Here is a 22584-nt window from a genome sequence, read left to right as displayed (position 1 = left end):
GCCCGTTCGTGGCGGCATAGCGCCTTCCGGTTGTTGCTTTTCTGCATGTTATTTCTTGCCATACCACGCTGATTCACTCACAATCTGCTACAAAGTAGTGCGCTGCTGCGTGCTGCCATTCTGGTGACGCGGCTAACCTTGCGCCACCGTTCGTGATTGCCGCACGGCAGATGCCTACTATCTTGATACGTAGCAGTAGGTCGGTTTCGTGGCGTCTGTGCATTGTTTTTTTCAGATAGGAATCACGCAATGAAAAACCTCAAAATCGGTGTACGTCTCGGTGGCGGTTTTGCCGCCGTCCTGTTCCTGTTGACGACCCTGACCGTGGTGGGCATCGTGCAGATGCAAAGCGCCAGCAAGGAAACTGATGCGCTTGTCAACGTCAAGGTGCGCAATGAGCGCCTGATCGCTGAATGGACCAAGGTCATCGAGGTCAACGCGGCGCGCACGGCGGCCGCCTGGAAAGTCAGCGATCCCGAACACCAGAAACAGTTTGAACAGGAAATGGCGGTGTCGTCGTCACGCGCCACGGAAATCCAGAACGACATCGGCAAGAGCGAGCTGAGCGTCGAAGAGCAGGCGTTGTACCAGGACGTGCTGAGCACGCGCAAGGCCTATACGGAAGTGCGCAAGAATGTGTTCAAGGCCAAGAATGCGGGCGACCTGGAACTGGGCAAGCGCCTGTACGAAGGCGACATGGCCGTCAAGCGCGACATCTACCTGGCGGCGCTGAAGAAGCTGGAAGTGCTGGAAGCCAGATTGCTTGATGAAACGGCTGCGCAAATCCGTTCGCGCTACGAAAATGGCCGTTTGCTGCTGATCTCGCTGGGCGTGGTTGCCATCTTGCTGGGCATCGCTTGCGCGTACTGGATCACGCGCTCGATTACGCGCCCCATCACGCGCGCCGTCGAGGTGGCGGAAGCCGTTTCCGCTGGCGACCTGACCAGCCATATCGTCGTGGAAAGCCGCGATGAAACGGGGCAATTGATGCATGCGCTGAAAAACATGAACGATAAACTGGTCAGTATCGTGGGCCAGGTGCGCGCCGGCACCGAATCCATCAGCACGGCGTCGAGCGAAATCGCCGCTGGCAACCTGGACTTGTCGTCGCGCACGGAAGAACAGGCCAGTTCGCTGGAAGAGACGGCGTCCTCCATGGAAGAGCTGACCTCCACCGTGAAACTCAACGCGGACAATGCCCGCAGCGCCAACCAGCTGGCCATCGACGCCTCGCAGATCGCCAGCAAGGGCGGCGTGGTGGTGTCGGAAGTGGTCAGCACCATGGGCTCGATCAACGATTCCTCGCGCAAGATTGTCGACATCATCAGCGTCATCGACGCCATCGCCTTCCAGACGAATATCCTGGCCCTGAACGCGGCCGTGGAAGCGGCCAGGGCTGGCGAGCAGGGCCGTGGTTTTGCCGTCGTGGCCTCCGAAGTGCGTAACCTGGCGCAGCGCTCCAGCGCGGCGGCCAAGGAAATCAAGGGCTTGATCGACGATTCCGTGCAAAAGGTCGAGGCCGGTTCGCAACTGGTGGACAAGGCTGGCCGCACCATGGATGAGATCGTGCAAAGCATCAGCCATGTGACGCAGATCATGAATCAGATCACCGACGCCAGCGATGAACAGCGCGCCGGCATCGAGCAAGTCAACCAGGCCATCGGCCAGATGGACCAGGTGACGCAGCAAAACGCGGCCCTGGTGGAAGAAGCGGCTGCGGCGGCCGAATCCATGCAGGAACAGGCGGCCAAGCTGGCCGACGTGGTAGGTTTGTTCAAGCTCGATGCAACGCAGCAATATGTTTCCGCCAGCGCTAGTGCGTCCGTGACGGCGTCTGCGCCAGCTGCCACGCGACCTGCCATGCGGCCCGCCATCCAGCCTGCCAAACACCGCGCGCCGGCGCCAGCCGTGACTGCACCCGCGCCGGGCAAGGCGGCGCAAGCGGAAGCTGTGCGCACACGCACGCCGAAGACGCCGGTGGCGTCTGGTGCCGACGAATGGGAAGAGTTTTAAGCGTAGATTCCCCTTGGCATGGCGCGGGCGCTACAATCGCGGCTTGAAGATAGCCGCGAACGCGCTCCGCCATGACCACCCGCCGTACCTCCAGCCCTACCTCCAGCCCTGCCGCGGCATCGTCCTCCCTCGCTGAACCGGCCAAACGCGCGCGCTGCCCAGCCTGCCTGCGCGCTGTATCCAGCTGCATCTGCGGCTGGGTCGCCCCCGTTGCCCACGCGGTGGACGTGCTGATCCTGCAGCATCCGCTGGAAGTCCACAATGCCAAAGGCAGCGCCCGTTTGCTGCACCTGAGCCTGCCCAACAGCCGCTTGCTGACGGGCGAGCAGTTTGCCCCGGATACGCTCGCCGAATTGCTGGCCGACAAGCACACCGTGCTGCTGTACCCGGATACGCCCGGCGACCGTTCGCTGGGCATCGCGCCGCCGCCAGCGCTCGACCCTGCCATTTTGCTCGATCCCGCCCGCTTGCGGCTGGTGGTGCTGGACGCCACCTGGCGCAAGAGCCGCAAGATGCTGTATCTGAATCCCCCTTTGCAACAACTGCCGCGCCTGCCTCTGCGCGATACGCCCGCCTCCCATTACCTGATCCGCAAGGCACACGCGCCAGAACAGTTATCGACCCTAGAAGCGACGTGCTATGCCCTGATGCAGTTGGAGCAGGACGCGCCTCGCTTTGTTCCCCTGATCACGGCATTTGACGGCTTTGTCGCACAGCAGTTGAGTTATGTCATGCCGCATGGTGAAAAAGCGTGAAACGGCATCACGCCAGCCCTTGATCTTGCCCGCACAGCGGCATAGTATACTGTACGTATATACAGTTAATGAGGCCGTTCATGAAAGCAATCATTCCAGAGCACGATGACAGCTTCGCCGGGCAAGCCATGTTGCCGCCGCAATCGTTGAAAGCCCAAAAGGGCCGCGGCGCCGTCTCGAACCTGCAAGGGCGCTACGAGGCGCATGCGCGCGCCGGTTTCGACGATGGCTGGAGCGTGGGCGGAATGGATGGGGCGGAAGGGGAGGCGGCCGCTCCGGGCTGGAAGACGCAGGTCACCGACGAGCAGGCGCGCACCATCCTCACGCGCAACGCTTCGCCCGATTTGCCGTTCAATGTATCGCTCAATCCGTACCGGGGTTGCGAACATGGCTGCATTTATTGCTTTGCCCGTCCCACGCACAGCTATCTGGGCCTGTCGCCTGGGCTGGACTTCGAAAGCCGCATCTACGCCAAGGTGAACGCGCCCGAACTCTTGCGGCGTGAACTGGCCAAGCCATCTTATGTGTCCGAGCCGATCGCCCTGGGCGTCAATACCGATGCGTATCAGCCGTGCGAACGCGAACGGCAACTGACGCGGCGCGTGCTGGAAGTACTGCACGAGTGCGACCACCCCGTGGCGCTGATCACGAAATCGTCGCTGATCGAGCGCGATATCGATATCCTGGCACCCATGGCGGCCAGGCGCCTGGCCGCCGTGGCCATCACTGTCACCACGCTCGACCCGGCCATCGCGCGCACGCTGGAACCGCGCGCGGCCGCCCCGGCGCGGCGCTTGCGCACCATCCGCACCCTGACCGAAGCGGGCATCCCCGTGGGCGTGAGCATCGCACCCATCATTCCCTTTGTCACGGAACCGGAAATCGAGCAACTGCTGGAAGCCGTGCGCGACGCGGGCGCCATCCACGCCCATTACGTGGTGCTGCGCCTGCCGTGGGAAGTGAGTCCGCTGTTCCAGCAATGGCTGGAAGCGCATTTCCCGGAACGGGCCCAGCGTGTGATGAACCGGGTGCGCGAAATGCGTGGCGGCAAGGATTACGACAGCGCGTTCGGCGCGCGCATGCGGGGCGAAGGCGTGTGGGCCGACCTCATTCGCCAGCGCTTTGAAAAGGCTGTGCACCGGCTGGGGCTGCACGGCAAGGGTGGCCGCTTCAAGCAGCTCGATTGCACGCAGTTCCGCCGGCCGTTGGTGGTGCCGCCGCTGGGCGCGAAAGTGAAAAATGGCAATGCGGGGCAGCTGGATCTGTTTTAAGTTAAACCGCCGTCAGCGCCGAGGCTGCAGGGCCGTGCTCACAAGTTGAAATGCGGGAGGGGGGCGGTGCTCGGCAGCTAGGGACATGCAGCCGGTCGCCGGGCGTGGCGCATCGCCGTCCGGGAACAGGGAAACAGGGTCTGGTCTCAGGCGCCGGAGGGCGCTGCGGCGCTGTCCTGGGTAGGTGTCTGGAGTTGCGCCAGATGTTGCTCGATGGCAAAGACATGCGGGTCGCTCTTGCCCAGTTCGCGCAGGGCGCTGGCCAGGTGCAGCAGGTATTCACTGTTCGGACCGCTGGGGCCGTTTGATCGGGCGATCTGGCGCGCGATGTCCAGTTCCGGGGCGGCGCCGAGGAAGGCGGCGTTTTCCTCGTTCGCGATGTACACCAGGCCTTCGACCTTGCTGCCATCGTCGAAGGTGATGTCGGTGGCCAGGCGCAGGTAGCCGTTCTTTTCGCGGTGGTCGAGGTGGGCGAAGACTTCGGGCGTGATCAGGTAAGCCATGCCGTCGCACACGGCGCCTGCCTGCGGCACGATGGTGGCGACCCGGCCCGGCGCCATGGGCGTGCCGCGGTGGTCGTGCGAGCCTTGCCAGAAGCGCCGCGTCCAGCCGGCGATGCTGGCGGGGCGCCGTTCAAGATAAGGAAAATCGGCCTTGTAGATCAGCGAGCCATAGCCGAACAGCCAGACCTGTGCATGGCCGTCGAATTTGTTCATGCGCTGGTTGAGGGCGATGGTGGCGGCGTCGATGGGCGACAGGTCGTTCTGGACAGGCTGAGTCATGGCGTAAGCGGCAAGGGACGATGCGACATTATAAGGCGGCGCCAGCCGCGCTGCCCGCCGGCAGGGCGTCGCGTGCGCCGTTGTTTCCACCGACGTTCCACTCGTGCGTCTCGACGAACTGGAACAGGAAGGCCATGAAGCTTTCGGCTGCCGGCGACAGCGAACGGCCCGTTTTCGTGTACACGAAAAAGCGTCGCGTCAGTTCCGGCTCGTGCAGGGCGCGCATCTGCAACTGGTACAGCTTGACCATCGGTTCCGCGTAAGGCAGGCAGACCGTGATGCCCAGGTTGGCGCTGACCATGGCCAACGCCGTCGTCATGAAGGTCACTTCATTGTAGGGATTGAGCGACAGCTCGCGAAACGCGCCGTGCATGTCGCGCAGCAGGCGTTCCGTGAACTGGCCCTGCAGTGAAATGAAGGGATAGTCGCCCACGTCGGCCCAGGTGACTCTTTCCTTTTGCTGCAACGGGTGCTGTTCGGGAAAGACCAGCACGAAGGGCATTTCGAACAGCACTTGTGCGGCGATCTCCGCCGTCGGATCGCGTTCGGGACCGATGCCGAAATCGACTTCGCCGCTAAAGACGCGCGCCGATACATTCTCCACGGGGCAGTCGACCAGACGCAGTTGCACGTCCGGATGCGCCTGGCGGTAGGCGGCGATCACTTCCGGCAGCAGGGTGCAGGCCATCATCTGCGGCGCGGCGATGCGCACCATGCCCGTTTTCAGCGCCTTGCGCTGGGCGATGCCGGCCATGGCGCCATCGAGGTCCTCGATCATCTTTTCAAACAGCGGATACAGTTCGCGGCCGATTTCTGACAGCTGTGTCTTGCGCGTGCTGCGCTCGACCACGCGCACGCCCAGCACGCTTTCCAGTTCCTTGATCAAGCCGCTCAAGGCCGATTGCGTCACGTGCAGGTATTCGGCGGCCAGGGTAAAACTGCCGGTCTTGGCCAGCGCCACGAAGGCGCGCATCTGTCGCAGGCTGGGACTCATAAGATAATCCGATAAATCAATGGTTAAAAATTGTTTGTATGATAGCTGGAACTCGATTCTAATGGTGAAAAGCTGAAAAACAGGCCAGCCATCGCGCCCTGGGCGCCATCCATTGGAGACAAATACCATGAAGATCAAGCAAATCCACCACGTCGCCTACCGCTGCATCGACGCGAAGAAAACCGTCGAGTGGTACGTCAAGCATTTGAACATGAATTTCGTCCTCGCCATCGCCGAAGACCTGGTGCCATCGACCAAGGCGCCGGACCCGTACATGCACGTCTTCCTCGACGCGGGCCAGGGCAATGTGCTGGCCTTCTTTGAGCTGCCGACGCAGCCGCCGATGGACCGCGACCGTAATACCCCGGCCTGGGTGCAGCACCTGGCGCTGGAAGTGGGCAGCATGGAAGAACTGCTGGCCGCCAAGGAGCGCCTGGTAGCTGGTGGCATCGAGGTGCTGGGTCCCGTCAACCACGCCATCTTCCAGTCGATTTACTTCTTCGATCCGAACGGCCACCGTCTGGAACTGGCGGCCAACGTGGGCACGCCCGAGATGATGGCCAAACTGGACGCCGTCAAATGGGAAATGCTGGAAGAATGGTCGCAGACGCGCCGCGCACCCAAACACGCGGCCTGGATGCATGCGCCGGCCGACGCCTGAGCGCCCCAGACCGATACTATCTGAAACATATACCGAACAAGGAAAACCATGAAACTCGCAACCCTGAAAAACGGTAGCCGCGACGGCGCCCTGATCCTCGTTAGCCGCGACTTGCGTCAGTACCAGCGCGTGGCGGCCATCGCCCCCACCCTGCAGGCGGCGCTCGACAACTGGGACGCCGTGGCGCCCAAGCTCGAACTTGCCTACGCCGACCTGAACGGGGGCCAGGCGCCGGACGCCCAGCCGTTTGATGCAGCGCTGTGCCACTCGCCGCTGCCGCGCGCCTACCAGTGGGCCGACGGTTCCGCCTACATCAACCACGTGGAACTGGTGCGCAAGGCGCGCAACGCGGAAGTGCCGGCCTCGTTCTACACGGACCCGCTGATGTACCAGGGCGGCTCCGACAGCTTTATCGGTCCGCGCGACCCGATCTTTGCCCTGTCCGAAGAGTGGGGCATCGACCTGGAAGCGGAAGTGGCCGTCGTCACGGGCGACGTGGCCATGGGCGCCAGCGTGGACGAAGCGGCGAAAGCGATTCGCCTGGTCATGCTGGTCAACGATGTCTCGCTGCGCAACCTGATTCCGGGCGAGCTGGCCAAGGGTTTCGGCTTCTTCCAGTCGAAGGCGGCCAGCGCGTTTTCACCCGTCGCCGTCACGCCCGATGAACTGGGTGCCGACTGGGCGGATAGCAAGCTGCATTTGCCGCTGCTGGTGGAGCTGAACGCCGAGCCTTTCGGCAAACCGAATGCGGGTGAAGACATGACCTTCAACTTTGCCCAGCTGGTGGCCCATGCGGCCAAGACGCGCGAACTGGGCGCCGGCAGCATCGTCGGCTCGGGCACCGTGTCGAACAAGCAGGGCAACCTGTTCGGCTCCAGCATCGGGAACGGCGGCGTGGGCTATTGCTGCCTGGCCGAAGTGCGCATGTATGAAACCATCGAACATGGCGCGCCAAAGACGGCGTACCTGAAGTTCGGCGACACCGTGCGCATCGAGATGCGCGACGCGGCGGGCGCCAGCATCTTCGGCAGCATCGAGCAGACCGTGGCCCTGTACGCTGGCGCCGCACGCGCCTGAGGGGAGGGCGCCCCATGAAGCTGTACACCTACTTTCGCAGTTCGGCCGCCTACCGCGTGCGTATCGCCCTCAATCTGAAGGGCATCGCATACGACAGCATCCCCGTGCATTTGCTGCAGGACGGCGGCCAGCAACTGCTGCCCGCCTACCGGGCCGTCAACCCGTCGGCCCTGGTGCCGGCGCTCGATGACGACGGCGCCATCCTGACGCAGTCGCTGGCCATGCTCGAGTATCTCGAGGAAACGCGTCCCCGCGTGCCCTTGCTGCCGCCAGACGCGCTGGGACGCGCCAGAGTGCGCGCGCTGGCGCTGGCGATCGCCTGCGATGCGCATCCGCTGACGAATCTGCGTGTTTTGAAATACCTGAAAAACACCCTGGGGTTGTCGGACGAGGCCAAGCAGGAGTGGTACCGCCACTGGATGGCCGAGGGACTGGCGGCCGTGGAAGCGCTGCTGGCGCAGGGCGATCCTGCTGGCACGGGCCTGTTCTGCCATGGCGACAGCCCGACGATGGCCGATTGCTGCCTGGTGCCGCAAGTGTTCAATGCGCAGCGCTTCGCCATCGACCTGGCGCCATACCCGCGCGTGGCGCGCATCCATGCGCATTGCGCCGGCTTGCGGGCGTTTGCCGCCGCGCATCCGTCGCAGCAGCCCGACGCCGAATAGCTTGGATCAGCGTCAGCAGTGAACAACCCCGGCCAGCATGCAAGCCGGGGTTTTTTTATGCGGAATTGACTTGGGGTGGTGTGTTTTCGTCAAGGCCAGCTTGCCGGTGCGCTACAATTTGCGTTTGCCCAAATACTTTACGCCACATGACCGCAACAACCGTTCCTGCCAGCATCACCGATGCCCTGTCCCTGGCGCATGCTTCCTGGCGTCCCATCCTGCTGCGCGGCTTGCAGGCCGTGATGGCGGCAGACCCCGCCTACTTGCCCACGCTGGCCGCCGATGATTATCTGCCCACGCAGGGCCGGCTGTTTGCTGCCTTTGCCCTGCCGCTGGCGCAGGTGCGTTACGTGCTGGTAGGCGAGGGGCCGTATCCGCGCGCCGACAGCGCCACGGGCGTGTGCTTCATGGATGGCGCTGTCGGCAGTTTATGGTCGGCCTCGGGACTGTCGAAGCCCGTCAACCGCGCCACGTCCTTGCGCAATTTCATGAAGATGCTGCTGGTGGCCGATGGCCAGTTGCAGGGCGGTGACACGTCTGGTGTGGCCATGGCGCCCGTGGCGGCCGCCGCGCAGCTGCCGGGCAGCGGCGTGATCCAGACCTTGCCGGACTTGCAGCGCAAGATGACGGAGCAGGGCTTCTTGCTGCTCAACGCGGCGCTGGTGTTCCGTTCCCACGTGCCGCCCGTGCAGGATGCGCGCGGCTGGCTGCCCTTCCTGCAGGTGGTGCTGGAAGCGCTGGCGCAGCAGGACGGGGCAGCCTTGCCGCAATTGGTGTTGTGGGGCAAGATTGCCGAGCTCATCAAACGCCTGCCGGTGGCGGCATCCTTGCCGCAGGTGACGGCGGAACATCCGTATAATCTGTCCTTTATCGGCAATCGTGACATGCAGGCTTTGTTTGGCCCGATGCAACTATTGCGTGCTTGAGCTTGAATCATCGCCTGTCTGGCGGAAGTGCGGGGAATATGCAAATCAGTAACGTGGAAGAATTGAAGGCGTGGATCGCGGCGGGCGGCGTGCCCGATTATCTGTATTTCTGGGGCCACACGCCGGCGCAGCCGCAGGTGCCCGACAAAAGCTGCTTCAGCCAGTGGTTCCCGTCACCGTTCAGCCTCGCTGGCGTGACGTACGCGACCGCCGAACACTACATGATGGCGCAAAAGGCGGCCCTGTTTGGCGACACGGCGGTGCAGGCGCGCATCGTGGCGGCCGGGCGGCCGTCGGAAGTGAAAAAACTGGGACGCGAAGTGGCGAACTTTGATGCCAGGGTATGGGAAGCGGCGCGCGCTGGCATCGTCTTCGATGGCAATTTTGCCAAGTTCTCGCAAAAGGCCGCGCTGCGCAAGTTTTTGCTGGGCACGGGCGAGCGCGTCATCGTCGAAGCCAGTCCCGTCGACCGCATCTGGGGCGTGGGCCTGGCGTCGGACAATCCGCGCATCGGCGATCCCTCCACCTGGGACGGCTTGAACCTGCTGGGGTTTGAACTGATGAAAGTACGGACAGCTTTACGGGGCTGAGAACGCCCGCGATTTCCTGACTGTTGTTTTCCTGAAGCCGCCGCGCCTGGCGCGGCCGGCCATGCCCCTGCCAGCCCTGTGGTCATCGAGGGGCGCTCTGACAAACCCTGCCGAATTTGTTATACTTGACTAAATCATTCAACTACTCAGGGTTTGAGAAGTTGAAAAGCCGCAATATTTTAAACTAGTTGAACCGAGGATGTATGCGTCTGACTACAAAAGGCCGTTTTGCCGTGACTGCAATGATCGATCTTGCCCTGCGCCAGGGCAAAGGTCCGGTCACCTTGTCCGGCATCAGCCAGCGCCAGTCGATTTCCCTGTCCTACCTGGAACAGCTGTTTGGCAAGTTGCGCCGCCATGAGATCGTCGAATCGATTCGTGGCCCCGGCGGCGGCTACAGCCTGGCGCGCCGTGCCGACAAGGTGACGGTGGCCGACATCATCATCGCCGTCGACGAGCCGCTCGATGCCACGCAGTGCGGCGGCAAGGAACATTGCCACGGCGCCGATGCGGCCACGGGGGCACGCTGCATGACGCATGAATTGTGGTCCACGCTCAACGAAAAAATGGTCGATTATCTGGATTCTGTGTCCTTGCAGGACCTGGTCGACCAGCAGAGACAAAAGATTGCCGAACAAAGCGTGATGGTGATGCACCGTAACCACGCCGCCCTCGGTTGAACATTACAAAATATTAAGTTGCTGATTGCATTGGAGTTATTGATGAACGCCCCTGAAAAAAACGTAGGCCAAGTGCACTTTGAAACCGCACCGCATTTTCCGATCTACATGGATTACTCGGCCACCACGCCGATCGATCCCCGCGTCGCCGACAAGATGATTCCCTACCTGCGCGAGCAGTTCGGCAATCCGGCATCGCGCAGCCACATGTATGGCTGGACGGCGGAAAAAGCCGTGGAAGAGGCACGTGGCTACGTGGCGGCCCTGGTGAACGCCGATCCGCGCGAAATCATCTGGACGTCCGGCGCGACGGAAAGCAACAACCTGGCCATCAAGGGCGCGGCGCAGTTCTACAAGACCAAGGGCAAGCACATCATCACCGTCAAGACCGAGCATAAATCGGTGCTCGACACGGTACGCGAACTGGAACGCATCGGCTTCGAAGCGACGTATCTGGAACCGCAGGACAACGGCCTGATCACCGTCGAGCAGCTGGCTGCGGCCGTGCGCCCGGACACCATCCTCGTGTCGGTGATGCTGGTGAACAACGAAATCGGCGTGATCCAGCCAATCGACGAGATCGGTGTGTTCTGCCGCTCGAAAGGCATCATCTTCCATTGCGACGCCGCGCAAGCGACGGGCAAGCTGGTCATCGACCTGCAAAAGACCAAGGTCGACCTGATGACCTTCACGGCGCACAAGACCTACGGCCCGAAAGGCGTGGGCGCCCTGTACGTCTGCCGCAAGCCGCGCGTGCGCCTGGAAGCGCAAATGCACGGCGGCGGCCATGAGCGCGGCCTGCGTTCGGGCACCTTGCCGACGCACCAGATCGTCGGCATGGGCGAAGCGTTCCGCATTGCCAAGGAAGAAATGGACAGCGAAATCGGCCGCATCAAGGCCTTGCGCGACCGCCTGGCCAAGGGCTTGCAAGAGATCGAAGAAGTCTACATCAACGGCGACATGGACCACCGCGTGCCGCACAACCTGAACGTCAGCTTCAACTACGTCGAAGGCGAGTCGCTGATCATGGCAATCAAGGATATCGCCGTGTCGTCCGGTTCGGCCTGCACCTCGGCCAGCCTGGAACCATCGTATGTGCTGCGCGCCCTGGGCCGCAGCGACGAACTGGCGCACAGCTCGATCCGTTTCACCATCGGCCGCTTCTCGACTGAGGAAGACATCGACTTCGCCGTGAACCTGCTGAAATCGAAAGTACACAAGCTGCGCGACCTGTCGCCGCTGTGGGACATGTTTAAAGATGGCATCGATATCAATTCGATCCAATGGGCAGCCCACTAACCAACACCGTGGCCCCTGTTGACGGGGCCGGCAAGAATATTAAAGGAGCATCAAAATGGCTTACTCGGACAAAGTACTCGATCACTACGAAAACCCGCGCAACGTGGGCGCTTTCGACAAGGGTGATGAAACCATCGGCACCGGCATGGTAGGCGCGCCTGCTTGCGGCGACGTGATGAAACTGCAGATCAAGGTCGGCGCCGACGGCCTGATCGAAGATGCGAAGTTCAAGACCTACGGCTGCGGTTCGGCCATCGCGTCGAGCTCGCTGGTGACCGAATGGGTCAAGGGCAAGACCCTGGACCAGGCGCTGGCCATCAAGAATACGCAGATCGCCGAAGAACTGGCCCTGCCGCCAGTGAAGATCCACTGCTCCATCCTGGCGGAAGACGCCATCAAGGCGGCAGTGCTGGACTACCAGACCCGCCATCCGGCTGCGGCCTAAAGTTGCATCCTGCCCGGCGCCGCAAGGCGTGGGGCAGGCGCGGAGAAATACATGATCACACTGACCGAAAAAGCGGCGAAACACATCAACCGTTATATCGAACGGCGCGGCAAGGGCATGGGCCTGCGCTTTGGCGTGCGCACCACGGGCTGCTCGGGCCTGGCCTACAAGCTTGAATATGTCGATGAAGTGGCGGCCGAAGACAGCGTCTTCGAATCGCACGGCGTGAAGGTCTTTGTCGACCCGAAAAGCCTGCCTTACATCGACGGCACGGAACTCGATTTCGCACGCGAAGGCTTGAACGAAGGCTTCAAGTTCCACAATCCGAACGAAAAAGACGCCTGCGGCTGCGGCGAGTCCTTCAGGATTTAAACAGCTGGCAAGACCCCGGTCGGTGCGCTGTACCCATCGATTGCGGTACAGCGACCACCGACCATTATGCAAAACCACTTCGAATTATTCCAGTTGCCGGCGCAGTTCGGGCTCGACATGAGCGCGCTCGACGCGGCCTACCGCGACGTGCAGGGCAAGGTCCATCCGGACCGTTTCATCAATGCCAGCAGCGCTGAAAAGCGCGTGGCCATGCAATGGGCCACGCGCGCCAATGAAGCCTATCAAACGTTGAAAAGCCCGCAAAAGCGCGCGCAATACCTGTGCGAGCTCAATGGCGTCGATTTGCAGACGGAATCGAACACGGCCATGCCCGTCAGTTTCCTGATGCAGCAGATGGAATGGCGCGAGGAGCTGGGCGACGCCCGGGCCGGCAAGGATACCGACGCGCTCGACGCCCTGGACCGACAGCTGCGCGGCGAACGCAAGGCCTTGCTGGCCCAGGTGGCGGCCCAGCTGGACGCCGCCGACTATGTGAATGCGGCGCAAAGCGTGCGCGCCCTGATGTTCCTCGACAAATTCGGCGAGGAAGTGCGTTTTGCATACGAAGCCATGGAAGCCTGACTGGCCAATCGCTTGACCCGCGTGCCAAGCGTAAGTGAGCCTCGGGAAATTAGTGTGAATTTATGACAAACAGAACTGGATGCTATGCAAGGCGCTCGCTGCGACGCAGTGCGAGCACTGCTAGCAGCGAGCAACGCCGCAGAGCGCCGGTTATGGAAGTCAGAAATCACAATAATTTATTGGGGGTTACTTAGTCTGGCGCGCGTCTTATAATGCGCGACAGGCATCAGCTGCATCACGCAAAAAATTAATCGAGGCACGAATATAATGGCACTTCTGCAAATTTCCGAACCAGGCATGTCGACCGCGCCGCACCAGCACCGCCTGGCCGTCGGCATCGATCTTGGCACCACCAATTCCCTGGTCGCCACTGTCCGCAACAGTATCCCCGAGGTGCTCAACGACGAAGACGGGCGCTCCCTGCTGCCCTCCGTCGTGCGCTACCTGCCGAACGGCCATGCGAACATCGGCTACAAGGCCCTGTCCGCGCAAACCACCGACCCGAAGAACACCATCGTGTCCGTGAAGCGCTTCATGGGTCGCGGCCTGGCCGACATCGCCTACGCGGAAAACCTGCCCTACGACTTCCAGGACACCCCTGGCATGGTGCAGCTGAAAACCGTGGCCGGCGTGAAAAGCCCGGTTGAGGTGTCGGCGCAAATCCTCGCCACCCTGCGCCAGCGCGCGGAAGATTCGCTGGGCGACGACCTGGTCGGCGCCGTGATCACCGTGCCCGCCTACTTTGACGACGCGCAGCGCCAGGCGACCAAGGATGCGGCGCAGCTGGCCGGCATCAATGTGCTGCGCCTCCTGAGCGAGCCGACGGCCGCCGCCATCGCGTATGGCCTCGACAACGCTTCCGAAGGCGTGTACGCCGTGTATGACCTCGGCGGCGGTACGTTCGACATCTCGATCCTGAAACTGAGCAAGGGCGTCTTTGAAGTGCTGTCCACGGGCGGCGACTCGGCCCTGGGCGGTGACGATTTCGACCGCCGCCTGTTCTGCTGGATCAGCGAGCACGCCAAGCTGGCGCCCCTGTCGGACGAAGACACGGCCATCCTGATGGTGAAAGCGCGCGAGATCAAGGAAACGCTGTCGACCAAGTCGGAAACGATGATCGACGCGGCCCTGAACTCGGGCGAAGAGATCCACCTGCGCGTCACTGCAACGGAATTTGCCGCCATGACGCAGCACCTGGTGGGCAAGACCATGAATGCCATCAAGAAGGCCCTGCGCGACGCGAACGTGGATGCGGATGACGTCGACGGCGTGGTGATGGTGGGCGGCGCCACGCGCATGCCGCACGTGCAGCGCGCCGTGAGCGAATTCTTCCACACGACGCCGCACGCGAACATCGACCCGGACAAGGTGGTGGCGCTGGGCGCGGCCATCCAGGCGAATTTGCTGGCAGGCAACCGCGCCGCCGGCGACGACTGGCTGCTGCTGGACGTGATCCCGTTGTCGCTGGGCATCGAGACCATGGGCGGCCTGGTGGAAAAGATCATTCCCCGCAATTCGACCATTCCCTGCGCGCGCGCGCAGGAATTCACGACCTTCAAGGATGGCCAGACGGCGCTGGCCGTGCACGTGCTGCAGGGCGAGCGCGAACTGGTGAGCGACTGCCGCTCGCTGGCGCGCTTCGAGCTGCGCGGCATTCCGCCGATGGTGGCGGGCGCCGCGCGCATCCGCATCACGTATCAGGTCGATGCGGACGGCTTGCTGTCCGTCTCGGCGCGCGAACTGCGCTCTGGCGTGGAAGCGTCGATCAGCGTCAAGCCGGCCTACGGCCTGGGCGACGACGACATTTCCCGCATGCTGCAGGATTCGTACACGTCGGCCGACGTCGACATGGTGGCGCGCGCGCTGCGTGAAGAGCAGGTGGAAGCGGAACGCATCCTGCTGGCCACGCAGTCGGCCCTCGATGAAGACGGCGGCTTGCTCGACGATGCGGAGCGCGTCACCGTGGATGGCTTGATGAGCAAGGTGCGCGACGCCATCGTGCAATCGCAAAGCGGCGCCATCGACCACCAGGCCTTGAAGCTGGCGATCGAAGCGCTGGCCGACGGCACCGAGGATTTCGCCTCGCGCCGGATGGACCGCAGCGTGCGCACGGCGTTGAAGGGCAAGTCCCTCGACCAGGTCGTTTAACAATACAGAACAGCGCGCCGCCGAAGCTGCGGCCGCGCTCCGAATGACAGACTGAAAGAAGAAACCATGCCACAAATCGTTATCCTGCCGCACGCCAAGCTTTGCCCGGACGGCGCCGTCATCGAAGCTCCTGCCGGCAAGTCCATCTGCGACATCTTGCTGGAAAACGACATCGACATCGAGCACGCCTGCGAAAAATCGTGCGCCTGCACCACCTGCCACGTGCTGGTGCGTGAAGGCATCGAATCCCTGAACGAAGCGACGGAACTGGAAGAAGACATGCTGGACAAGGCCTGGGGCCTGGAAGCCGTGTCGCGCCTGTCGTGCCAGTCCATCGTGGCCGAAGCCGACCTCGTCGTCGAAATCCCGAAATACACGATCAACCAGGTCAGCGAAGGCAGCCACTAACATGAAATGGTCCGACATTCACGTGATCGCCGAGGCGCTGTACGACGCGCATCCGGACATCGATCCCCTGACCGTGCGTTTCACCGACCTGCATAACTGGGTGGTGGAGCTGGACGGCTTCGACGATGACCACACGCGCGGCGGCGAAAAAGTGCTCGAAGCGATACAGATGGCGTGGATCGATGAAGCGCGCTAAGGGCGCGGCAGCCGCCGCCACCGCAGTCCTTGTGCCGAAAGACATCATCACGGCCGCCAGCAACATGCCAGAGATCAAGGATGGCCAGTCGGTCGCCTTGCTGCAGGAATTGCACATCCTGACGCGCGACGGCAAGATGAACCAGGACAGCCGCCGCAAGCTCAAGCAGGTGTACCACCTGACGCAGTTCATCGAGCCGCTGCTGCGCGAAGTGCAGCTGGACCACCCCGGCGTGTCGCTGGTCGACCACGGCGCCGGCAAGTCCTACCTGGGTTTCATCTTGTATGACCTGTTCTTCAAGAACGGCAACGACGGTTCGCACATCTACGGCATCGAGACGCGCGAAGAGCTGGTGCAGCGTTCGCAGGAACTGGCCAAGAAATTCAAATTTCCCGGCATGTCCTTCCTGCCCCTGTCCGTGGCCGAATCGACGGAGTCAAACTTGCTGCCGCAGCAGATCGACATCGTCACGGCCTTGCATGCCTGCAACACGGCCACCGATGACGCGATCCACTTCGCCTTGAAGAAAAAGGCGAAGTTCATGGTGCTGGTGCCATGTTGCCAGGCGGAAGTGGCGTCTGTCTTGAAGAAGAACAAGGGCAAGAGCCTGGGCAAGAGTGTCTTGACGGAACTGTGGCGCCACCCGCTGCACACGCGCGAGTTCGGCAGCCAGATCACCAACGTGCTGCGCTGTCTGCAGCTGGAAGCGCACGGCTACCAGGTAAGCGTGACGGAGCTGGTGGGCTGGGAGCATTCGATGAAGAATGAACTGATCATCGCCAGCTACAAGAACTTGCCGCGCCAGCGCCCGACGGAGCGCCTGCAGGAAGTGCTGCAGACGCTGGGCCTGGAAGAGATGGGTCACCGTTTCTTTGCCGAGGAGCTGGCCAAGGCCACTGCGTAAGCATACGCTGCCGCACACGAGGGGAGGAGCGGGTCGGTTACAATACCGGCTTTCTCCTCCTCTTGCTTTTTGCGCCTCTCCATGACCACACCTATTGAAATGCCCACCGTCCGCCTGGCCAAGCGCCTGTCTGAAGACGTGCCCTGTTCGCGCCGCGAGGCCGAGCTGTATATCGAGGGCGGCTGGGTCACGGTCGATGGCGTGCTGGTGGAAGAGTCGGGCGCGCGCGTGGCCGACAATCAAGCGGTGGTGCTGCTGCCGAACGCCACTCTGGAAGAAATGCCGCCCGTGACGATCCTGCTGCACAAGCCCCCCGGCGTCAATGGCGGCGTGGGTGCGGAAGGCAAGCCGGCCCTCGCTTGCTTGCGTCCCGAAGAAATTTTCACGCCGGAAAATGTGGCGCCCAGTTCCGTCACGCGCTTCCTCAAGCGTCATTTGATCGGCCTGACCATCACCAATCCGCTCGAGACCATGGCGTCCGGCCTGCTGGTGTTCACGCAGGATTTCCGCGTCGCCCGCAAGCTGGTCGACGAAGCGAAAACGGTGGAGCAGGAATTCATCGTGGAAGTGTCGGGCGCGATCGCCGACAATGGCCTGGCGCTGCTCAATCACGGCTTGCCCTTTAATGGCAAGCCTTTGCCGCCGATCAAGGTCAGCTGGCAAAACGAAACGCGCTTGCGCTTTGCCTTGAAAAACGTGCAGCCGGGCCAGATCGCCCACATGTGCAAGATGGTGGGACTGGAAGTGGTCGCCATGAAGCGCTTGCGTATCGGCCGCATCTCGATGGGCGCCATGCCGTCAGGCCAGTGGCGCTACCTGCAAGGCTACGAGCGGTTCTAAAGCTGCGGCGCCACGATGGCGTGGCTTTCCGCAAAGCTTTTCCATAGTCGTTCGGCAATATTCAAGGCAATGGTATCGGCCTTCTCTTGCAGGGCCGGGTTGCCCATGCTCTCGGTCGTGGCAAAAAACAGGGTCAGCCAGCGGCGGAACATGCACGGCGTGAGGTGTTCCATTTGCGCGTGCTGGGCCAGTGGTTTGCCGTGGTAGCGCATGGTGCCGCGCAGCAAGCCTGACCAGAAATCGACCAATGTTGCCAGGTGGGCATCCCAATCCTTGACCTCGGCGGCAAAGATGGGGCCCAGCATGACGTCGTCGCGCGCGGCCGCATAAAAGGTGTGGACGAGATGCTTGACGTCGTCTTCGCTGCAGACTTCCTCGCGGTAGGGGGCGAAGCGTGTGTGGGGGAGGGGGGCGGAATTATTCATGGCATGCCATGATCGCAGAGCCCCCTTGGCGCTTCAATGACCCAGGTCAAGCCGCGCAAAAACTCAGGCAGCCACTTTCTTCGACTTCTTCGCGGGGGTCGGCAATTGCACGATTTGCGTGCCCGCCAGCTTGTCGTGCAGGAATTGCCCATTGCCCGTGAACAGGGCCGTGCCTGACCAGGCCAGGATGCCCACGCCGATGGCGCCCAGGGCCGCCCAGTGCTGCAAATCGAATACATACGACACCAGCAGGGCCGGCAGCAGCCACATCCATGACAGGACGTAGCGGTAGGCGGCCACGCGCAGCGGCACATGGGCGTGGCCCGCCAGCACGACTTTCAGGCGCCACGTTTTCATGGCCAGGGTTTGCCCTTCGCGGCTCCATTGATGGATGAAATACGCACCCATGACGAGGAAGGCGAGGCATTGGCGCATGTGTTCCGTCAGTGGCGTATGCGCGCCCTGAACGGCCAGTTCAAACAGCAGGAAGGGCAAAAACAGCACGGCCAGGGCCAGCAGCGACTCGTACACCATGGAAATCAGGCGGCGCTTGATCGTGGGATGGGAAGTGGTGCTGGCGGCAGGCGTGCTATTTGGCATTGGTTGGCAGTGGGGCAGGCGTGATGGGTGGCGTGACGGGAGCGGCGGCGGGGGCTGCGGCAGGATCGCTTGCCGGCACTGCCATCGCTGCGGGAGCGGGCGGCAGGACGGGCGTGGTGGCGGCAGGCGCTGCCGGCGTGGCGGGCGCCATGAGTGCGGGCGGCTTGCTCGTATTGGAATTGATCGCAGGCACTTTGCTCAGCGGTTTTTTCGGCACGAGTTCCGTCGCCAGCTTTTTCTTTTGATCTTCCGGCAATTGCTGATATTGCTCCCATTGCGCGGTTTTTTGACCTGGATCAATCTTCTTCGTGCGCGCATAGTTTTCGCGCACAAGGCTGCGCTGTTCCGGCGTCAGCTTGATCCATACACGCATGCGTTCATGTACGCGGGTTTGCTCGTCCGGCGACATGGAGGCAAAGCGGCTGGCGATATCGAGCCATTTCTGCTTGCGCAAGGCTTCCAGCTTGTTCCATTCGCCCGCCAGCGGCTGCAGGGCTACCTGTTGCGCGCGCGACAGCTTGTTCCAGGGCGGGTTGTCGCTGGCCTTGGGCGGCGTGCCGCCTTTGCCAGCTGTGCGGGGCGAGCCGGGCTTGGCGGCTGGTGCCGGCACCACCACGGGCGTTGCCGCCACGGGAGGCGCGGCGGGCGCGGTATGTTGCTGCGTGCCTACCCAGGCGGCGCCAGCCAGGGCACAGGCGCCCAGGCCGATGCCGCCAGCCAGCCAGCCTTTACGTACGCTCATGCGTGCCATGCTTATTGCTCGCGTTTCGTCAGGTAGGCGTTGAAGCCATGGTCCATATAGGCGGAGAGCGGCAATTCGTCCGACAGCACGGCGGCGTCGATTTCTGCCAGTTCGGCAATATGTTGTTCCTGCTCAAACTGATAGATGCCCACCAGGCCGCCGACCAGCAGCAGCAGGGGGATGATCACGCTCATGCGGCCCAGCCACGACAGCGGCTCGACGAACAGGTTGCCGGCCATGCCGGCGAACACGTTCTGGCGCACGGTGACGGCGGCGGGCGCGTCCGCCTTCTTGCGCGACAGGGCCAGCTTGCGTGCCGCTGCCAGGCGATCGGTGGCCGATGCGGGCAGGTCGTCGAGTTTTTCGTTCAGTGCATGGCGCACTTTGTAAGCGAAATTGAGATCGTCGGTGTTCATAATTTTATTCCCTTGGCTTTCAGCGATTCGGCGAGCGTGTGGGTAGCTCTAGAGCAATGTGTTTTCACGCTACCTTCGGAGCAACCCATCGCTTCCGCTGTTTCAGCCACATCCATGTCCTGCCAATAACGCATGAGGAAGGCTTCGCGTTGACGTGCGGGCAGTTTTTGTACCTCAGCATCAATCAAATCAAGCATTTGCGCGCGTTCGACCTGGTCGGCCGACGATTCGGCGGCGCTGGTGCCCTGTTCCGATTCATAAGTGTCAAGTATATCAAAATCCTCATGCTCGTCGCCCGAGGGCTTCATGCCGGAGAAGAGGCTGACCCAGGTATTGCGCACCTTTTCGCGGCGGAAATAGTCGAGTATGGTGTTTTGCAAGATGCGTTGGAACAACATCGGCAGTTCGGCGGCCGGCTTGTCACCGTATTTTTCGGCCAGTTTGATCATGGCGTCCTGCACGATGTCGAGTGCCGATTCTTCCTTGCGGACCGCGTACGCGGCCTGCTTGAAAGCGCGCCGCTCGACATTTTCTAGGAAGTCGGATAATTCTTTGTCTGTTGCCATGCGGTATGGGGGATCTTAGCGGCTGCGGGTGCGGTGGGCGAATTGGGGCGGGTATGCTTTTTGCAACCCGTGCATGCTAGCAAAAAATGTGCGTTTCCGCAGGGTTTTTGCACCGCGTGTGAGCAAAATGGCCTTTCGGCTGACATTTTCCTTGACCATAATGGTGCGACGCGATAACGTATGGGACGCTTTGAACACCCCAAAGCCCTATGGTCAGGTCGCGACCGGCACACAAGGCCATCCGCGGCAAGACGCGCTTTCATTTGTAGGCAGTTTGTTCTAACCCGCGCCACAAGCGCGAGCGGTTCGTACAGGCGCCACAGAAACTCTGGCCAAACGAGTTGCGTTAAGCGTTGTTTTGTAAGGTATCTATGGGTGCCCAAAGAAATTGCGTGACCGCATGAAAAGGGAAGCAGGAGCACTGTCGCGCACAGCGAACTTCGTCAGGAAAGAACATCCGATCAATCTCCAATGGACCTTGAAAGGAATGTTTCATGAATACCGAAGCAGCAGCAGGACCAATTACCGGCGCAGAAATTGTCGTGCGCTGTCTGGCTGAAGAGGGCGTCGAGCACGTCTTTGGATATCCGGGCGGAGCCGTACTCTATATCTACGACGCCATCTTCCAGCAAAACAAATTCCAGCATATCCTGGTACGACACGAGCAGGCCGCGATCCACGCCGCCGATGCCTATTCGCGCAGCTCGAACAAAGTCGGTGTCGCCATTGTCACGTCCGGTCCGGGCGTCACGAATGCCGTCACGGGCTTGTCGACCGCGTACATGGACTCGATTCCCATGGTCGTGATCTCCGGCCAGGTGCCGAGCCACGCCATCGGTCAGGATGCGTTCCAGGAATGCGACACGGTCGGCATCACGCGCCCCGTGGTCAAACACAACTTCCTCGTCAAGGACGTCAAGGACCTGGCAGCGACGATCAAGAAAGCTTTCTTCATCGCCCGTACCGGCCGTCCGGGACCCGTGCTGGTCGATATCCCCAAGGATATCAGCATGCACAAATGCCATTTCGACTATCCGAAGGAAGTCGAGATGCGTTCCTACCGTCCCGTCGACAAGGGCCACTCGGGTCAGATCCGCAAGGCCGTGCAGCTGCTGCTGCAAGCGGAGCGCCCGATGATCTACGCGGGTGGCGGCGTGATCCTGGCGAATGCGGCCCCCGAGCTGAACAAGCTGGTCGACCGCCTGGGTTTCCCGTGCACCAACACCTTGATGGGTCTGGGCGGCTACCGCGCCTCGAGCGAGCAGTATGTCGGCATGCCTGGCATGCACGGCACCTATGAAGCGAATATGGCGATGCAGAACTGCGACGTCCTGATCGCCATCGGCGCCCGTTTCGATGACCGCGTAATCGGCAACCCGAAACATTTCGCCTCGCATCCGCGCAAGATCATCCACGTGGACATCGATCCATCGTCGATTTCCAAGCGCGTGAAGGTCGACATTCCCATCGTTGGCAACGTCAAGGATGTGCTGATCGAGTTCCTCGCGCAACTGGACGCGGCCGAAGCCAAGCCGAACGTCAATGCCTTGAGTAACTGGTGGAAGCAGATCGCCGAATGGCGTGGCCGCGAATGCCTGAAATACCCGACCTCCGACCTGGTCATCAAGCCGCAATCGGTGGTGGAAAAGGTGTTCCAGATCACCAAGGGTGACGCCTTCATCACGTCCGACGTGGGCCAGCACCAGATGTGGGCGGCACAATATTATGGCTTCGACAAGCCGCGCCGCTGGATCAATTCTGGCGGCCTGGGCACCATGGGTGTCGGTTTGCCGTACGCCATGGGCGTGCAGATGGCCAATCCGGACGCCACCGTTGCCTGCATCACGGGCGAAGGCTCGATCCAGATGTGCATCCAGGAACTCGCCACGTGCAAGCAGTATCACCTGACGCCGAAGATCATCATGCTCAACAACCGTTTCCTCGGTATGGTGCGCCAGTGGCAGGAAATCGATTACGGTTCGCGCTATTCCGAGTCGTACATGGATTCGCTGCCCGACTTCGAGAAGCTGGCTGAAGCGTATGGCCACGTGGGCATGAAAATTGAAAAACCGGGCGACGTCGACGGCGCCCTGAAAGAGGCGTTTGGCATGAAAGACAGGCTGGTATTCATGAACTTCATCACCGACCAGTCCGAAAACGTGTGGCCAATGGTGAAAGCCGGCAAAGGCCTGTCCGAAATGATGCTCGGCTCGGAGGACCTCTAATC

The 22584-nt window shown here is 61.8% G+C and carries 26 protein-coding genes; 19 read left to right on the top strand and 7 right to left on the bottom strand.

Going from position 1 to position 22584, the window contains the following annotated elements; all coding sequences use genetic code 11:
- The first annotated feature begins 249 nt into the window (after positions 1–249).
- From ACQ4WY_RS06270 to ACQ4WY_RS06260, 3 genes are all read left to right on the top strand, one after another.
- Entirely contained in the window at positions 250–2013 is a 1764-nt protein-coding gene (locus ACQ4WY_RS06270; protein ID WP_436503254.1) for a methyl-accepting chemotaxis protein, read from the top strand.
- 71 nt (positions 2014–2084) lie between these two features.
- The gene (locus tag ACQ4WY_RS06265) at positions 2085–2768 is read left to right on the top strand and encodes a tRNA-uridine aminocarboxypropyltransferase (RefSeq protein WP_436503253.1); all 684 of its coding nucleotides are present in this window, start codon (positions 2085–2087) and stop codon (positions 2766–2768) included.
- Between the two features lie 80 nt (positions 2769–2848).
- Positions 2849–4039 (top strand): PA0069 family radical SAM protein, encoded by a 1191-nt coding sequence (locus ACQ4WY_RS06260; protein WP_436503252.1) that lies wholly within the window; start codon positions 2849–2851, stop codon positions 4037–4039.
- 146 nt (positions 4040–4185) lie between these two features.
- On the opposite strand, the gene ACQ4WY_RS06255 is transcribed toward ACQ4WY_RS06260, so the two are convergent.
- Together ACQ4WY_RS06255 and ACQ4WY_RS06250 are read right to left on the bottom strand one after the other, a co-directional pair.
- On the bottom strand, positions 4186–4788 hold the full coding sequence (locus tag ACQ4WY_RS06255) for a gamma-glutamylcyclotransferase (RefSeq protein ID WP_436504401.1): 603 nt from the start codon (positions 4786–4788) through the stop codon (positions 4186–4188).
- A 61-nt stretch (positions 4789–4849) separates the two neighbouring features.
- Entirely contained in the window at positions 4850–5815 is a 966-nt protein-coding gene (locus ACQ4WY_RS06250; protein WP_436503251.1) for a LysR family transcriptional regulator, read from the bottom strand.
- Positions 5816–5942: 127 nt separating this feature from the next.
- On the opposite strand from ACQ4WY_RS06250, the gene ACQ4WY_RS06245 reads away from it, so the two are divergent.
- The 15 genes from ACQ4WY_RS06245 to ACQ4WY_RS06175 all read left to right on the top strand — a co-directional run bounded on the left by ACQ4WY_RS06245 (position 5943) and on the right by ACQ4WY_RS06175 (position 17608).
- The gene (locus tag ACQ4WY_RS06245; RefSeq protein WP_092710160.1) at positions 5943–6476 is read left to right on the top strand and encodes a VOC family protein; all 534 of its coding nucleotides are present in this window, start codon (positions 5943–5945) and stop codon (positions 6474–6476) included.
- Between the two features lie 48 nt (positions 6477–6524).
- Positions 6525–7553 (top strand): fumarylacetoacetate hydrolase family protein, encoded by a 1029-nt coding sequence (locus ACQ4WY_RS06240; protein ID WP_436503250.1) that lies wholly within the window; start codon positions 6525–6527, stop codon positions 7551–7553.
- 14 nt (positions 7554–7567) lie between these two features.
- On the top strand, positions 7568–8218 hold the full coding sequence (gene maiA, locus ACQ4WY_RS06235; protein ID WP_436503249.1) for a maleylacetoacetate isomerase: 651 nt from the start codon (positions 7568–7570) through the stop codon (positions 8216–8218).
- A 146-nt stretch (positions 8219–8364) separates the two neighbouring features.
- Complete coding sequence (locus tag ACQ4WY_RS06230; RefSeq protein ID WP_436503248.1) at positions 8365–9144, top strand: uracil-DNA glycosylase family protein; 780 nt, start codon at positions 8365–8367, stop codon at positions 9142–9144.
- A 38-nt stretch (positions 9145–9182) separates the two neighbouring features.
- Positions 9183–9734, top strand: a complete 552-nt coding sequence (ybiA, locus tag ACQ4WY_RS06225; RefSeq protein ID WP_436503247.1) for a riboflavin biosynthesis intermediates N-glycosidase — start codon at positions 9183–9185, stop codon at positions 9732–9734.
- A gap of 203 nt (positions 9735–9937) precedes the next feature.
- Positions 9938–10414, top strand: coding sequence for a Fe-S cluster assembly transcriptional regulator IscR (gene iscR, locus ACQ4WY_RS06220; protein ID WP_034779566.1), 477 nt, complete (start codon positions 9938–9940; stop codon positions 10412–10414).
- Between the two features lie 42 nt (positions 10415–10456).
- On the top strand, positions 10457–11713 hold the full coding sequence (locus tag ACQ4WY_RS06215) for an IscS subfamily cysteine desulfurase (RefSeq protein ID WP_436503246.1): 1257 nt from the start codon (positions 10457–10459) through the stop codon (positions 11711–11713).
- Positions 11714–11768: 55 nt separating this feature from the next.
- Positions 11769–12158, top strand: coding sequence for a Fe-S cluster assembly scaffold IscU (gene iscU, locus ACQ4WY_RS06210; protein WP_034779562.1), 390 nt, complete (start codon positions 11769–11771; stop codon positions 12156–12158).
- Between the two features lie 51 nt (positions 12159–12209).
- Positions 12210–12530, top strand: a complete 321-nt coding sequence (gene iscA, locus ACQ4WY_RS06205) for an iron-sulfur cluster assembly protein IscA (RefSeq protein ID WP_010399774.1) — start codon at positions 12210–12212, stop codon at positions 12528–12530.
- Positions 12531–12596: 66 nt separating this feature from the next.
- The gene (hscB, locus tag ACQ4WY_RS06200) at positions 12597–13112 is read left to right on the top strand and encodes a Fe-S protein assembly co-chaperone HscB (protein WP_436503245.1); all 516 of its coding nucleotides are present in this window, start codon (positions 12597–12599) and stop codon (positions 13110–13112) included.
- 267 nt (positions 13113–13379) lie between these two features.
- Entirely contained in the window at positions 13380–15260 is a 1881-nt protein-coding gene (gene hscA / locus ACQ4WY_RS06195) for a Fe-S protein assembly chaperone HscA (protein ID WP_436503244.1), read from the top strand.
- Between the two features lie 66 nt (positions 15261–15326).
- The gene (gene fdx, locus ACQ4WY_RS06190; protein WP_034750070.1) at positions 15327–15668 is read left to right on the top strand and encodes an ISC system 2Fe-2S type ferredoxin; all 342 of its coding nucleotides are present in this window, start codon (positions 15327–15329) and stop codon (positions 15666–15668) included.
- Between the two features lies 1 nt (position 15669).
- Positions 15670–15864, top strand: coding sequence for a Fe-S cluster assembly protein IscX (gene iscX, locus ACQ4WY_RS06185; protein ID WP_071322763.1), 195 nt, complete (start codon positions 15670–15672; stop codon positions 15862–15864).
- Entirely contained in the window at positions 15851–16768 is a 918-nt protein-coding gene (locus ACQ4WY_RS06180) for a class I SAM-dependent methyltransferase (RefSeq protein ID WP_436503243.1), read from the top strand. The genes iscX and ACQ4WY_RS06180 overlap by 14 nt, the downstream gene beginning before the upstream one ends.
- An 81-nt stretch (positions 16769–16849) precedes the next feature.
- Positions 16850–17608, top strand: a complete 759-nt coding sequence (locus ACQ4WY_RS06175; protein ID WP_436503242.1) for an rRNA pseudouridine synthase — start codon at positions 16850–16852, stop codon at positions 17606–17608.
- On the opposite strand, the gene ACQ4WY_RS06170 is transcribed toward ACQ4WY_RS06175, so the two are convergent.
- From ACQ4WY_RS06170 to ACQ4WY_RS06150, 5 genes are all read right to left on the bottom strand, one after another.
- A complete protein-coding gene (locus ACQ4WY_RS06170; protein ID WP_436503241.1) occupies positions 17605–18033 on the bottom strand; it encodes a group III truncated hemoglobin in 429 nt (142 codons plus the stop codon). The two genes, ACQ4WY_RS06175 and ACQ4WY_RS06170, sit on opposite strands and share 4 nt — an antisense overlap.
- A 63-nt stretch (positions 18034–18096) precedes the next feature.
- Positions 18097–18633 (bottom strand): RDD family protein, encoded by a 537-nt coding sequence (locus ACQ4WY_RS06165; protein WP_436503240.1) that lies wholly within the window; start codon positions 18631–18633, stop codon positions 18097–18099.
- Positions 18623–19375, bottom strand: coding sequence for a DUF3106 domain-containing protein (locus ACQ4WY_RS06160; RefSeq protein ID WP_436503239.1), 753 nt, complete (start codon positions 19373–19375; stop codon positions 18623–18625). The genes ACQ4WY_RS06165 and ACQ4WY_RS06160 overlap by 11 nt, the downstream gene beginning before the upstream one ends.
- Positions 19376–19386: 11 nt before the next feature.
- Positions 19387–19791 (bottom strand): DUF3619 family protein, encoded by a 405-nt coding sequence (locus tag ACQ4WY_RS06155; protein WP_436503238.1) that lies wholly within the window; start codon positions 19789–19791, stop codon positions 19387–19389.
- Positions 19788–20357 (bottom strand): RNA polymerase sigma factor, encoded by a 570-nt coding sequence (locus ACQ4WY_RS06150; RefSeq protein WP_353660735.1) that lies wholly within the window; start codon positions 20355–20357, stop codon positions 19788–19790. The genes ACQ4WY_RS06155 and ACQ4WY_RS06150 overlap by 4 nt, the downstream gene beginning before the upstream one ends.
- 494 nt (positions 20358–20851) lie before the next feature.
- On the opposite strand from ACQ4WY_RS06150, the gene ACQ4WY_RS06145 reads away from it, so the two are divergent.
- Entirely contained in the window at positions 20852–22582 is a 1731-nt protein-coding gene (locus tag ACQ4WY_RS06145) for an acetolactate synthase 3 catalytic subunit (RefSeq protein WP_436503237.1), read from the top strand.
- Positions 22583–22584: the final 2 nt, after the last annotated feature.

This window comes from Janthinobacterium salmonicoloratum (assembly GCF_051380845.1).
Classification (GTDB): domain Bacteria; phylum Pseudomonadota; class Gammaproteobacteria; order Burkholderiales; family Burkholderiaceae_D; genus Janthinobacterium; species Janthinobacterium lividum_F.
Note: the sequence above shows the minus strand (reverse complement) of the source record. Positions and strands in the feature narration are given on the sequence as shown.